Genomic DNA, 13,438 nt, shown 5'->3' on the forward strand with positions numbered 1-13,438 from the left:
GGAGACTCCTCCGCGGACGGGCTGCGCCGGGCGGTGGGCGCGGCGGGCGGGGCTGCCTCAGGCAGCGGGACGGGGACGACTGGGAGGTTCACCGCTCACGGCGACCACCTCCCCCGTCCGTCTGCGCCACGCCCGTGGCTCGTCTGTCTCGGCGTCCACGATAGGCCGCGGCGCGGCTGTGCGGAAACCGCCGCGGCCGCTCCCGCACGCCACGCGGGGCCGGTCGGACGGTGTTCGTCCGGCCGGCCCCGTGCGGTCGTGCGCCGTTCACCCGCGGGTCTGCGGGGCGGCCTCCCCGGGTCAGCCCTGGGGGGTGTAGATGAGCTTCTTGTTGACGAACTCGTCGATGCCGTAGGGGCCGAGCTCGCGGCCCACGCCGGAGCGCTTGGTGCCGCCGAAGGGCAGGTCGGCGGCCGTGCCCTGCGCGCTGTTGATCCACACCATGCCGGTGTCGAGCTGGTCGGCGACCTGCTGGGCCTTCTCGACGTCGTCGCTCCACACCACCCCGCCGAGGCCGAAGGAGGAGGCGTTGGCCAGCTCGATGGCCTCCGCGGCGTCGGCCACGCGGTAGACGACGGCGGCGGGTCCGAAGAGCTCCTCGCCGTAGGCCCGCATGTCGGGGGTGACGTCGGTGAGCACGGTGGCCTCGACGAAGGAGCCCGGGCGGTCGACGCGGTTGCCACCGGTGCGCACGGTGGCACCCTTGGCCTTGGCGTCCTCGAGCTGCTCGACCAGGGTCTGCGCGGCGCCCTCCGAGGACAGCGGACCGAAGCCGGTGCCGTCCTCGAACGGGTCGCCCGGCTGCAGGGCCGACATCCTCTGCGTGAACTGCTCGACGAAGTCGTCGTAGAGGTCGTCGACGACGATCATGCGCTTGGCGGCGTTGCAGGCCTGGCCGGCGTTGCCCATGCGTCCGCGCACGGCGGTCTTGACCGCCGCACCGAGGTCGGAGGCGTCGAGCACGATGAAGGGGTCGGAGCCGCCGAGCTCGAGCACGACCTTCTTCAGGTTGCGGCCCGCGACCTCGGCCACCGCGGCGCCGGCGCGCTCGCTGCCGGTGACCGAGACGCCCACGACGCGGGGGTCGGCGATGATGTCGGCGGCCTGGTCGTTGGTGGCGAAGAGGTTGATGTAGGCGTCGGCCGGCAGGCCGGCGTCGTGGAAGATCTGCTCGATGGCCAGCGCCGACTCCGGGCACTGGGGGGCGTGCTTGAGCAGGATGGTGTTGCCGATCATCAGGTTGGGCGCGGCGAACCGGGCCACCTGGTAGTACGGGAAGTTCCACGGCATGATCCCCAGCAGAGCTCCCACGGCCTCCTTGCGCACGACCGCGTTGCCGCCCATCGACGGGCTCAGCGGCTCGTCGGCCAGCAGGCCCGGGCCCTCGTCGGCGTAGTAGCGGAAGATCGAGGCGACCAGCTGCAGCTCGCCCTTGCCCTCGCGCAGCGGCTTGCCCATCTCGCGGGCGATGATCGCGGCGAGGTCGTCGATGCGCTCGTCGAAGAGGTCGGCCACCTTGTGCAGCACCGCGGTGCGCTCGGACTTGTCGGTGGTGCGCCACTGGCCGTACGCCGCGTGCGAGCGCGCCAGCGCGTCCTGCACCTCGGCATCGGTCGCCGTCGGGTACTCCTTCTCGACCTCGCCCGTCGACGGGTTGACCACCTGGTAGTCGCTCATCTCGCGTCCTCTCCGTGCCGCCGGCGATCACGCCGCACCCTCGTTGGTGCCGCGCTCACCGGCCTTCTCGACGGTAGTCCGCGCGGAGCACGGCGCAAGGGCCCGTCGGGGTGGTCGCAGCCACGACCCCGGGCCCGCCGGCGCGCCGCGTCGCCGGCCCCTCTCAGTCGCTGGGACGGGAGCGCTGCGTCGGCTGCACCGCGTCGGCACCGCCCCGGGCCGCACCCGCCCCGGCACCGTCGGGCCCGCCGCCGGACCGACCGCCCGTCGTCCCGGTGCGGCTGCGGTCCGGGGCCGACGGCTCGTCGGCGTCGCCTGCAGACGAGAGGTAGACCCCGCCCAGGGCCCCGACGACCAGGGTCGCCGCCAGGGCGGCCAGCGAACGGCGGGGACCCGACGGGCCGGGGCGCGGCGGCGCCGTCGTCCTGCCCGGGCCGGGAGTCCGGGCGGGCGGCTGCTTGCGGCGCACGGCCGACCCCCCGGCTCCGAGCGACACGGGCCCACGTGAGACAGACTCGGTCGACACGGGCGCGTGCGACGCGGGCCCGGTCGCTCGTGGCATGGCGCGCAACGCGTCCCAGATCTGGCGGAGCTGCTCGCGCTCGAGCACGGTCGGTCGTGAGAGGAGCATCTCGGTGAGCGTCGAGGTCGAGCAGACCATGACGTCGCGGGCCCAGCCCTCGACCCGCTCCTCGCGGACGAAGCACAGCACCGGCACGGCCAGCTGCGAGCTGACGTGCGGTGTGGCCAGACTGACGGCGATGGCCGCCTCGGCGGCAGCGGCGACCTCCCGCTCGCGCTTCCACCCGCCCTGCCGCAGGACGTCGTCACGCACCTCGACCACCCCCGACCAGTTCTTGGTGTCGATGACGAAGACCCCGCCCGGGCCGAGGACCACGTGGTCGACGTTGGCGAGCTTGCGACCCGGCCACCGGATGTCGTGGAACGCCGTCCACTCCGCCGGGAGCGTCGCGAGCACGTCGGCGGTGGCGCGCTCACCGGCGGCGCCGCGCTCCCACCTCTCCGCGGCGCGCTCGAGTCGGGCGATCTTCTCCCGGTGGCGGCGGGCCACGGCCTCGGCCGACTCCCCGGCGGACGGGTCGGTCATGGTGCTCCCTCGTGGCCTGCGCGGCCGTCGACGTCAAGGTAAAGACGTCATCGGCAGCCGCTCAGCAGGGTTGAGGAACCGCAGGCGCCGCATCGGCGGGGCGTCACCTCGGGCCGCCTCAGGCCCAGCGCGCCTCCTCCCCCGGGTCGAACAGCTCGAGCCCGGGCTCGTCGTCGGGCAGCAACGAGAGCTGGCGCTCGCGCCTCCGGGCCACCACGGGACGCGGCGGGGCGGGCTCCCGCTCGCGGGACTGACGCCACACCACCAGGCGCAGCGCAGCGCGCAGGCCGGCGAGCAGCTCCTCGACGTCCACGCCGGTCACGTCGAGGTGGCCGGCACGCACACCCACGAGGTGGGCCACGATGAGGCGCCGGTCGTGGTCGAACAGCTCGGCCACCAGCTCCGGGGCGAGCCGGGCGTCGGCCATGAGCTCGACCACGGCGGCCAGGGGCGTGGCCTCCGCGAGGTCGACGGCTCCGGGCCCGAGGCGGGCCAGGCGCTCGAAGGCCGCCGTGCGGGCCGCCGGCGCCGGCTCCGTCGGCGGCTGGAGGTAGCGCCGGCCACCGAGCCGCGCCACCGTGTCGCGCGCGGCCTCGTCGATCTCCTGCATGATCCGCGACAGCACGACCCGCAGCTGCATGGGCGCGAAGGGCAGGGCGTGCAGGTCGTGGCCGAACTCGATCTCGCCCTCCACCGCCCGCAGCTGGAGGAACGGCATGCGCGCCGCGAGCAGGGCGACCTCGCGCAGCGCTGCAGCGTGGTCGGGCAGGTCGACGGCCAGCCACCCGAAGAGGCGCACCACCGGCACGTCGTCGAGGACCCGCACGAACACCGTCGACAGGCCGACCCGGACCGGCACGTCGCCGTCCTCGTCGCGCTCGAGCTCCTCGCCCTCCGACAGCTCCAGGAGCACCTCGTCGACCATCTCCTGCAGGTGCTCGACACCCTCGGGCATCGTGGCCAGCGGCGCCGGGGACGTCCGTGTCGGCTCCTGCCCGCCCTCCGACCGGAGGCCCCGGAGGTCGAGATCGGTCGCGAGGAACGCCGGGTCAGGACAACCGAGGACCTCCGTGAGCGCGAGCACGGCCAGCGCCGCCAGCTCGTCGGCCCTCGCTCGCGGGCGGTCGAGGACCCCCAGGACCGCGGCGTCGGGCTCCTCGCCCGGCTCCGCGGCGGGGTCGAGCCACCCGAGGTCGAGCAGACCCCGGCGGAGGGCCGCGTCGGCGCCTGCACCCGCCACCACCTCCGCCCGCACCATGCCCGCACCCCACCCGGTCAGCCTGACGCCCGGCCTCTGGCCCGTGTCCGTGTCCACGACCTCGACCCCGAGGGACACCACCTCGCCGTCCCCGAGCTCGGCCAGCCGGTCGCCCAGTCGCCGGCGGAGCTCCCGCCACGATCCCGTCAGCTGCGTCACCGCACGCCCCGTCCCCGTCGCGCCGCGACCCGGTGCCGCTGCGATGCCCGTCACGCTAGGGGCGACCACCGACAGTCGGGGCCTGCTCGGTCCGGCGGCGTGGCAGGCTCTGGCACGGCCGCCTCCGTGTGACGTGGCCGCGGCCACCGACCCGGGGGTCGACCCCGACCCGAGGAGACCCCCATGGCCCTGGAGCACGGTGAGCGACCACTCGAGGAGGGCATCCGCACCGACCTGCGCGAGGCGCTGGACTACGGCACCTACCTCGACCTCGACCGGCTGCTCTCCGCGCAGCACCCGGTCAGCGACCCGGTCCACCCCGACGAGCTGCTCTTCATCGTCCAGCACCAGACCACCGAGCTGTGGTTCAAGCTCGTCCTCCACGAGCTGCGCGGCGTGCGCGGCTACCTCGAGGCCGACGACGTCGACCGGGCCCGCAAGGCGCTGGCCCGGGTCAAGCACATCTTCCGCACCCTCACCGAGCAGTGGTCGGTGCTGGCCACGCTCACCCCCAGCGAGTACGGCGGGTTCCGCGACGCCCTCGGCCCCTCGTCGGGCTTCCAGTCTCACCAGTACCGCGGGGTGGAGTTCATCCTCGGCAACAAGAACGCCCGCATGCTCGGTGTCTTCGACGCCAAGCCGGCCGTGCGCGCCGAGCTGCAGGACCTGCTCGACACCCCCACCGTCTACGACGCCCTCCTGGCCTTCCTGGCCCGTCACGGCCACGACGTGCCCGCCGACGTCCTGGGCCGCGACGTCCGTGAGGCCTGGGTCGAGCGGCCCGACCTCGTGCCGGTGCTCGCCGCCCTCTACGACGACCCACGCACCCACTGGGAGGGCTACGCGATCTGCGAGGACCTCGTCGACCTCGAGGACGCCTTCCAGCTCTGGCGCTTCCGCCACCTGCGCACCGTGCAGCGCACCATCGGCTTCAAGACCGGCACCGGCGGCAGCTCCGGCGTCGGCTTCCTCCAGCGCGCGCTGGAGCTCACGTTCTTCCCCGAGCTGTACTCCGTGCGCACTGGCATCGGCGGCGGCCCGTCGTGACGTCGCCGCGGCCGCTCCTCGCTGCGGTGTGGGTGGTCACCGGCAGCCTCGGTGGCTACCTGATGATCGACTGGGGTCCCACGTGTGACACCGCCTGGGCCGGCACCTACGCGCCGCTCACCGGGTGGGCAGCGCGCGTGTGCGACGGAGCGTTCCCCTTCACGCCCACCGTGCTCGCCTTCACCACCACCGGCTTCCTGGCCCTCGCCCTGATCGTCCAGCGGCCGGCCGGGAGCCGCGGCACCACGGCCCTCGGCCTCATGGTGGCGGCCCTGCCGCTCGTGACCACCCTGTCCCTGTGGGGGCTCGCCCAGGTCCCGTGACGGTCGGGATTGCTGGGGACGGCTCGGTCGCTGCCTGGACTGCGCGAGCCCATCGTCACCGCACAGCAGCTGGGCCTCGTCTGGTCCGCAACGGCCACCGGCCCGGTCCCTGTGTGCTGGAGGGATCGAGCCGGTGGCGATGCTGGAGGCGTCACGAGGTCTTGGGCGAAGGGCCCCTGTCCCCCCGCATTTCGATCCCCTCGCATGCACCTAGTATCCCCGGTCTCGGGCGGATCGCAGCCCAGACCTGCCGGCCCGACAGCGAGTGGGAGTGATCCCCCGGAAGCAACAGCGAACGGAGCATGGGTGCAACCCTCGAGGAAACCTCGGCCAGTCCTGCACCGGACAGGAGAGTTGATGTCCCCGGCCGGGCGAGCCGTCAGCCTGGCGGTTCCCAACGACCGCGGGCAGGGGACGACCGCGTGGGGACAGGGGTAGACCCCCGGTAGACGCAGCCGCTCAGGTTCGGGCGTGCCGCTCGGCGGCCTCGACTGCGTTTCGGAACAGCATGGCGATCGTTGTCGGGCCGACTCCGCCGACCCGCGGCGTGATAGCACCGGCAACGGCCTCGCAGGACTCGTCGACATCGGGCAGTAGACGTCGCCCTTTATAGCGCACGCCCGCGCCGACGACCGTGACGCCGGGGGTCAGGTGTTCGGGCCGGATCATGCCGGGAACGCCCGCGGCGGCGACGACGATGCTGGCGCGGCGGGTGTACTCGGCCCAGTCGGGTACACCGGTGTGCACGACGGTGACTGCGGCGTTCGCGGCGTCCCGCTTCTGGGAGAGCAACAGCGCCAACGGACGACCGATGGTGGCACCGCGTCCGACGATGCAGACGTCTTGGCCAGCGACAGGGATCTCGTAGTGGGCCAGCAGCGCCTCGATACCAGCCGGTGTGCAGGCGACGGGCGCGGGCAGCCCCAGGGCGAGACGTCCGACGTTGACTGGCTGCATCCCGTCGACGTCCTTGTCGGGGTCGACCGTCGCGAGCGCCGCGTCGTAGTCGATGTGCCGGGGCGCAGGGTGCTGGAAGAGCATGGCGTCCACCGCCGTGTCGGCATTGAACTCCGAGATCACCGCGAGCACGTCGGCCTGGGTCGCGCTGCTCGGTAGGTGCACATGTGGAGAGGTGAAGCCCAGCTCGGCGGCCTTCTCCTGCTTCATCCGAATGTACCCAGCGCTAGCTGGGTCGTCACCGACGAGCAACGTGGCCAGGCCGGGGACGTGGCCAGCAGCGACCAGTACCGCGGCGCGGGCACGGACGTCGGCGAGCACGGCGTCGGCGACGGGGGCTCCGGGCATCATGAGTGCTGACACAGGTCCTCATGATGCCTGGTGGCCCCCCGGCGGCAGTCGTTGGCTCGTGGTGACGCCCGCTCATCAGAATGTCCGGGCGTTCCCACGTTCCGGGAACGCGGTGAACGCGGTTCCAGATCTCACTAGCGGGGAAGTCGTGTGCGGCCGCGTTCCCGCAGGTCACCGCGTTTCGGCGCTTCGCCGCAGCGAACTAGCCGAAACCGGCGGGCAATCGTGACAGGTCGATGAGCCGGGACGTGGTCCCTTTTGCGCCGGTCCAGGGGACGCTCGCCGAGAGCCCGCTCGGCGATGTCGAGGTCTAGGGCCGCGAGCGGTTGCCGGACCTTGACCTCGTGTGCCACGGGATCTCCCCCCGCGACGAACGGTGACCCTGATGAGGAGTCGAACTCGTCAAGATCACCGTAGTTGCGGGGGATCACATCCGGACTACCCAGATGCGGCGTGCCGCCTGTCGAAGTCGGATCAGGGCTGGAGGCGCCAAAGTCTCCGAGGCAGCAGTCGACGCCATCCGAAGCGATACATGATGGCACGTTCCAGCTTGGCGACGTGCGGCCACTGGTCCCCCGGTCCCCAGCCGTTGAGGTTCATCCCGGAGGCGGCTGTGATGGGCGGCTGGTTCCACGCGTCCCCCGTCGCCTGCTTCACCGTTGCGTCGACGGCGGCGAGCGCCTGCTCGAACATGTCCCCGAGGTCCCCGTGCTCGGAGGCCACCCAGGTCCGGCACGCAGCCAACTGCTCCTGCAGGTCATGGCCCCGCTCCACCAGCGCGGCGAGCACGGCAGGGTCATCGGAGACCCGGCGCCGGACCCGGTACGGGTACTCCCCACGCGAGATGAGCGACCGGACTGCGTTCGCGTACCCCTCGCGACGAGCGGTCGCGGCGGCCCGCAGATTCCCGAGCACGCTGGTGATGAGCCCAGCAAGGACGGATGAGCCGAGCAAGGTGATGACGACGAGGAGCCACACGCTCGTCGAGGGGTCTTCACTCCCGGGCGCTGCGGGTGCCCCGCCGGCCTCAGCCACGTGGGTGACGACCTCGGCGGCCAACAGGTGAATGGTCAGGACGCCCATCGTCGCTCCTCCTCGCGCATGAAGGCGCTCCGGATGGGGTGCGCGCCGTTGACAGGCTCAGCGTGCGGGGCGTCCTCGACCGGCCACTGACCCTCGCGGCGGTAGTACTCCTCGAAGAGCAGGTGGCGATGCACACGGGTGACGTACTGCTCCAGGCCGTCGTCCCACTCCCATCGCAGCGCCCGGGGGTCCTTCGGGTACCACAGGCACAGGTCGCCGGCGAGCTTCCCGAACCGGGGCCCGAGCGGGGACGGGTTGCGGTGGTGCCAGGTGCGGTCCGGCCCGAGTGGGAACGCGTAGATGGCGCCGTCAGGTCGGACGCTTACCCGGCCGCGCTCGACGCCGTAGCCGGCCACTCCCAGCTCGGGCAGGGGCGCGAACGTGAGGTCGATGACCAGGCCGCCGTACCGAGGCTCACGAAGGTCGTCGACGGTCACGCCGAACACCTCGTCCTGGAGAACCCGGCGCACGCGCGCCGGGTCGTCCAGGACGTCGCTCAGCGCGAGGGCCACGTGCCCGGCAGGCCGAAGACCGAGCCCTGGCCACCGTCCGGTCCGCGGGTCCAGGAGCGGCCCGGGGCCGCGGCCTGCTGCGCGACCGTCGTGGTGCTCGGACGTCCCGCACTCGACACGCTGCCGGCCGCGAAGGCGGTCATCACGTCGAGGACGGGGCGGATCGGCGCGTCGGGGAACGCGTCCCCGAACAGGGAGTGCCACACGCTGATGGCGCCGTCCATGTCGCCGGCACGCTCGAGCCGGAGCGCCTCGGACGCCTTGCGGGAGGCCTCGGCGTACACCCGGGCAGCGGTCTCCCGCTCCTCGTCGGTCCACTTGATGGTGACGTCGTCCTCTCCGGCCGGCTCAAGAACCGGACCCTTGACGCCGTCCTTGGCGTACGCCAGGACGGCAGCCACCGCGTCCTTGTCGAGCATCTTGCGGCCGACGACTGCGTACGCGAGCGACTCCACGACGATGCCGGAGACGAAGTCGAGCTCCTCGTGGTGCTTCGTGAACGCCTTGACCTCGCGGACCTGGTGGACGAACCGGCCGTCCGTGGCCTGGTTCCGGTCAGAGACACGCTTCAGCTGGATGCGCGTGTTGCTCTGCTCCCAGGTCCCCTCGAAGCGGTCACCGATGAGGACGTAGTCGTTGTCGGTGTCGAAGGCCGGCACGAGGTCGATGGTGAAGTCGACGTCGCTGAGCGTCAGCCGCAGCGCCTTGCCGGACGGCTCGTCACCCACGTCGAACTGGACGTCGGGCCACCGGTCCACGATGGGCGCCTTGAACGACTCCATGGCCCTGCCCGGGCCGTCGGGGCCGCGCAGCTGCTCCCACAGGTAGGGGGGCAGCAGGCACACGATGTCGACGTCCTTTAGCGGCTTCAGCATCGTCTTGCGGGCGAACGACCCCTGCAGGAAGCTGCCCGCGATGAGCCCGGCCTTGGTGAGGTCGTCGCGGATGGTGTTGTGCAGCGTCTGCGCCTTCTGGCGCACGAACGGGTCGAGGTTGAGGTTCTCGTCGAGCTTGATGAACGAGTTGTCCACGGTCCGCTTCATGCGGGCCTCCTAGAGGTTGAAGAGAGTGGTCGTGCCGGACGGCACGGCCGTGGTGGCGGCCCTCCCCGTAGGGAGGGCCGCCGAGAGTCACTTCCGCTTCGGCGTCTGCGACAACGCGCTGGCGGCAGCCGACTTCGCGGCCTTGCCCGCCTTCGGGTTGCTCAGCACCTTGCTGGCAGCCGACGCAGCCTTCGCGCTCGTCTGCCTCGTGTTCCTCTTGGTCATCTCTCTCTTCACCCCCGCCCCTGATGCCGTATGGACAAGCCGGCACCGGGGGTGGTCACATACGGGTGAACGCCCCGCACTCGGCCACTCGGTCGGTGCCCCCGAGGCCCGGTCTGCCAGGACCGGGCCTCGAGTTCTTGTGTGGGCCTCGATGGCCCGCGTGCAGTTGATCACCTCGCACCGACGCTGAACCGTCGGCGAGAGCTTCGTGGGCCAGCGCGATGCGACGACGCAGGCCGCGGCACGAGAGCGGATAGCGCTCGACAGGTGCCAGACGTGGGGCCGGCCCGGCTCCCCACACTGCGGGAGGCCGGGCCGGTCAAGGTTGGGGATGAGTCGGATCGGATCAGCGCCGTCGTTCGAGGCAGCATCCAGCGCCGAGGCGTCGCCCTGGTTCGTGTGCTGGGTCTGGCTGATCACGATGTTCCTCTTCCACCTGGGGTCGTTGACGGAGGTTCGCGGGCCAGTCGGCGACTGGCCCAACCAAGTTCGACCCCGGGGATGCGGTGTCCCACTGTCGGGGAGCTAGCCCCCCAAGGGGGACACCGCATCTTGGTTAGTTCAAGGCAGTTCTCACTTCCTGTTCGAGCAGATCCGGCCCCCGCAGGGGACACGGAACCCTCGGTTGATTTCAGCTGCAGCCGGAGGTGCTGCCGCAGCCCTCGCAGACGTAGCAGGAGCCTGCGGGGCGCATCTTGGTGCCGCAGGTGAAGCACAGCGGGGAGTCGATCGCGGTGCCGGTGATCTTCTCCATCAGCTCGGCGGAGGTGTGGGCCTCCTTGGCCGGCTGGGCCGGGACCTCGCGCTGCGAGGCGCCCTCGGTGTCGTGGGTGACGACACCCTCGACGGTCTCGGGCTCGGCGACCGGCGCCGAGGCGACCGGCTCGTCGATGAGCTCCGCGGCGCCGCCGGTCTCGACGACGGGCTCGTAGGAGCCGGTCTCGAGGTAGCGCTGACGCTCGTCGGCGGAGTAGATCCCCATGGCCTGGCGCTGCTCGAAGGGCAGGTAGTCCAGGGCCAGGCGGCGGAAGATGTAGTCCATGATCGACTGGCTCATCCGCACGTCGGGGTCGTCGGTGAGGCCGGCGGGCTCGAAGCGCAGGTTGGTGAACTTCGAGACGTAGGTCTCCAGCGGCACGCCGTACTGCAGGCCGATGCTGACCGCGATCGAGAACGCGTCCATGACGCCGGCCAGGGTCGAGCCCTGCTTGCCGAGCTTGAGGAAGATCTCGCCGAGCTCGCCGTCGGCGTGCGCACCCGAGGTCATGTAGCCCTCGGCGCCACCCACGGTGAAGGAGGTGGTGCGCGAGACGCGCGACTTGGGCAGGCGCTTGCGGGTCGGGGCGTAGACGACCTTCTCGACGACCTTGGTCTCGACCGGGGCGGCGTCGGCGCTCTTGTTGGAGTCGGTGCCCTTGTTGTCGCCCTTGCCGCTCGACATGGGCTGGCCGACCTTGCAGTTGTCGCGGTAGACCGCGGTGGCCTTGAGGCCGAGCTTCCAGGACTGGAAGTAGACGTCCTCGATCTCCTCGACCGTGGCGGTCTCGGGGAGGTTGACGGTCTTGGAGATCGCACCGGAGAGGAACGGCTGGCAGGCCGCCATCATCCGCACGTGGCCCATCGGGGCCAGGGCGCGGGCGCCCATGGCGGTGTCGAAGACCTCGTAGTGCTCCTGGCGCAGACCCGGGGCGTCGATGACGTGGCCCTCGGCGGCGATGTGGTCGACGATCGCCTCGACCTGCTCGGGCTGGTAGCCCATCTTGCGCAGGGCGCGCGGGATGGTCTGGTTGACGATCTGCATGGAGCCGCCACCGACGAGCTTCTTGAACTTCACCAGCGAGAAGTCGGGCTCGATGCCGGTGGTGTCGCAGTCCATCATGAAGCCGATGGTGCCGGTGGGCGCGAGCACCGAGGCCTGCGCGTTGCGGAAGCCGTGCTTCGCGCCGAGCTCCTGCACCTGGGCCCACGCGGCCGTGGCCAGCTTGTGGACCTGCTCGTCGGCGATGTGGACCGGGCGCACCGTGTCGTTGGCGGCCTGGTGCTTGCGCATGACGCGCTTGTGGGCGTCGGCGTTGCGGGCGTAGCCGGTGTAGGGGCCCACGACGCCGGCGATCTCGGCCGAGCGCTTGTAGGAGGTGCCGGTCATCAGCGAGGTGATGGTGGCGGCCATGGCGCGGCCGCCGTCGGAGTCGTAGCCCAGGCCCATGGCCATGAGCAGCGCGCCGAGGTTGGCGTAGCCGATGCCGAGCTGGCGGTAGTCGCGGGTGGTCTGGCCGATCGACTCGGTCGGGAAGTCGGCGAAGCAGATGGAGATGTCCATCGCGGTGATGATGAACTCCACGGCCTTCGCGAACAGCGCGCCGTCGAAGGTGTCGTCGTCCTTGAGGAACTTCAGCAGGTTGAGGCTGGCGAGGTTGCACGAGGAGTTGTCGAGCGACATGTACTCCGAGCAGGGGTTGGACGCGGTGATGCGGCCGGTCTCGGGGTTGGTGTGCCAGTCGTTGATGGTGTCGTCGTACTGCATGCCCGGGTCGGCGCACTCCCACGCGGCGGTGGCGATCTTGCGCCACAGGTCGCGGGCGTCGACGGTCTCGATGACCGAGCCGTCCTTGCGCGAGCGCAGGCCGAAGTCGGTGCCGTTCTCGACCGCGCGCATGAACTCGTCGGAGACGCGCACGGAGTTGTTGGCGTTCTGGTACTGCACCGAGGTGATGTCGTCGCCGCCGAGGTCCATGTCGAAGCCGGCGTCGCGCAGGGCGCGGATCTTGTCCTCCTCGCGCGCCTTGGTCGCCACGAACTCCTCGATGTCGGGGTGGTCGACGTCGAGCACGACCATCTTCGCCGCGCGGCGCGTGGCACCGCCGGACTTGATGGTGCCGGCGGAGGCGTCGGCGCCGCGCATGAAGGAGACGGGGCCCGAGGCGGTGCCGCCGGAGGAGAGCAGCTCCTTGGAGGAGCGGATGCGGGAGAGGTTGAGGCCGGCGCCGGAGCCGCCCTTGAAGATGAAGCCCTCCTCCTTGTACCAGTTCAGGATCGAGTCCATGGAGTCGTCGACCGAGAGGATGAAGCAGGCCGAGACCTGCTGCGGGGAGGGCGTGCCGACGTTGAACCACACCGGGGAGTTGAACGAGAAGTACTGGTGCACCAGCAGCCAGGTCAGCTCGTGCTCGAAGACCTCGGCGTCGGCCGGGGACGCGAAGTAGCCGTTGTCCTCGCCGCCCTTGCGGTAGGTCTTCACGACCCGGTCGACGAGCTCGCGCAGGCTCTGCTCGCGGGTGTCGGAGCCGACGGCGCCGCGGAAGTACTTGGTGGTGACGATCGTGGAGGCGTTGACCGACCAGAAGTCGGGGAACTCCACGTTCTTCTGCTCGAAGACGGTGGCGCCTGTCTTCCAGTTGGTCTGGACGACGTCGCGGCGCTCCCAGGTGATCTCGTCGTAGGGGTGCACGCCGGCGGTGCTGAACGTGCGCTCGAAGGTCAGGCCCTTGCCCGCCGCCGAGGCGCCGGTCTGGGCCCCGCTCATCGTCTCCGTCATGTGCTGCTCTCCCTGTGTCGCGTGCTTGCTGGTCGTTGTGGTGCGTGGTCGGGCTCGTGTCGATGGTCGCGCTGACCACCGACACTCGGCGGGCGGACCGGCGTGGGGGTCGGTCCGGTGGGGAGGAGGTGGTGCGCCCGGCAGGCAGCTTCCCCACTGC

At 71.2% G+C, this 13,438-nt stretch carries 10 protein-coding genes; 2 read left to right on the top strand and 8 right to left on the bottom strand.

Annotated elements, in window-relative coordinates:
* Positions 1-300 precede the first annotated feature (300 nt).
* The 3 genes from M3673_RS05470 to M3673_RS05480 form a co-directional block, all read right to left on the bottom strand.
* A complete protein-coding gene (locus M3673_RS05470) occupies positions 301-1,677 on the bottom strand; it encodes an NAD-dependent succinate-semialdehyde dehydrogenase (RefSeq protein ID WP_251532500.1) in 1,377 nt (458 codons plus the stop codon).
* Positions 1,678-1,840: 163 nt separating this feature from the next.
* Positions 1,841-2,785, bottom strand: a complete 945-nt coding sequence (locus M3673_RS05475) for a nuclease-related domain-containing protein (protein ID WP_251532501.1) — start codon at positions 2,783-2,785, stop codon at positions 1,841-1,843.
* Positions 2,786-2,903: 118 nt separating this feature from the next.
* Entirely contained in the window at positions 2,904-4,499 is a 1,596-nt protein-coding gene (locus M3673_RS05480) for a hypothetical protein (RefSeq protein WP_374108178.1), read from the bottom strand.
* On the opposite strand from M3673_RS05480, the gene M3673_RS05485 reads away from it, so the two are divergent.
* Positions 4,386-5,249, top strand: a complete 864-nt coding sequence (locus tag M3673_RS05485; protein ID WP_251532503.1) for a tryptophan 2,3-dioxygenase — start codon at positions 4,386-4,388, stop codon at positions 5,247-5,249. The genes M3673_RS05480 and M3673_RS05485 overlap by 114 nt on opposite strands.
* Positions 5,246-5,572, top strand: coding sequence for a hypothetical protein (locus M3673_RS05490; RefSeq protein ID WP_251532504.1), 327 nt, complete (start codon positions 5,246-5,248; stop codon positions 5,570-5,572). The genes M3673_RS05485 and M3673_RS05490 overlap by 4 nt, the downstream gene beginning before the upstream one ends.
* Positions 5,573-6,031: 459 nt before the next feature.
* Here the strand turns inward: M3673_RS05490 and M3673_RS05495 are convergent, their stop codons facing one another.
* From M3673_RS05495 to M3673_RS05515, 5 genes are all read right to left on the bottom strand, one after another.
* Complete coding sequence (locus M3673_RS05495) at positions 6,032-6,880, bottom strand: tetrahydrofolate dehydrogenase/cyclohydrolase catalytic domain-containing protein (protein ID WP_308196112.1); 849 nt, start codon at positions 6,878-6,880, stop codon at positions 6,032-6,034.
* Between the two features lie 474 nt (positions 6,881-7,354).
* Positions 7,355-7,963 carry a hypothetical protein gene (locus M3673_RS05500; RefSeq protein ID WP_251532505.1) on the bottom strand — a complete coding sequence of 203 codons (609 nt, stop codon included), beginning with the start codon at positions 7,961-7,963 and terminating at the stop codon, positions 7,355-7,357.
* Positions 7,951-8,475 (bottom strand): hypothetical protein, encoded by a 525-nt coding sequence (locus M3673_RS05505; protein ID WP_251532506.1) that lies wholly within the window; start codon positions 8,473-8,475, stop codon positions 7,951-7,953. The genes M3673_RS05500 and M3673_RS05505 overlap by 13 nt, the downstream gene beginning before the upstream one ends.
* A complete protein-coding gene (locus tag M3673_RS05510; RefSeq protein WP_193663213.1) occupies positions 8,460-9,518 on the bottom strand; it encodes a nucleotidyltransferase in 1,059 nt (352 codons plus the stop codon). The genes M3673_RS05505 and M3673_RS05510 overlap by 16 nt, the downstream gene beginning before the upstream one ends.
* A gap of 856 nt (positions 9,519-10,374) precedes the next feature.
* Entirely contained in the window at positions 10,375-13,278 is a 2,904-nt protein-coding gene (locus M3673_RS05515) for a vitamin B12-dependent ribonucleotide reductase (protein WP_056904882.1), read from the bottom strand.
* Positions 13,279-13,438 lie beyond the last annotated feature (160 nt).

It is taken from the genome of Nocardioides sp. P86 (assembly GCF_023712465.1).
Taxonomy (GTDB): Bacteria; Actinomycetota; Actinomycetes; order Propionibacteriales; family Nocardioidaceae; genus Nocardioides; species Nocardioides kribbensis.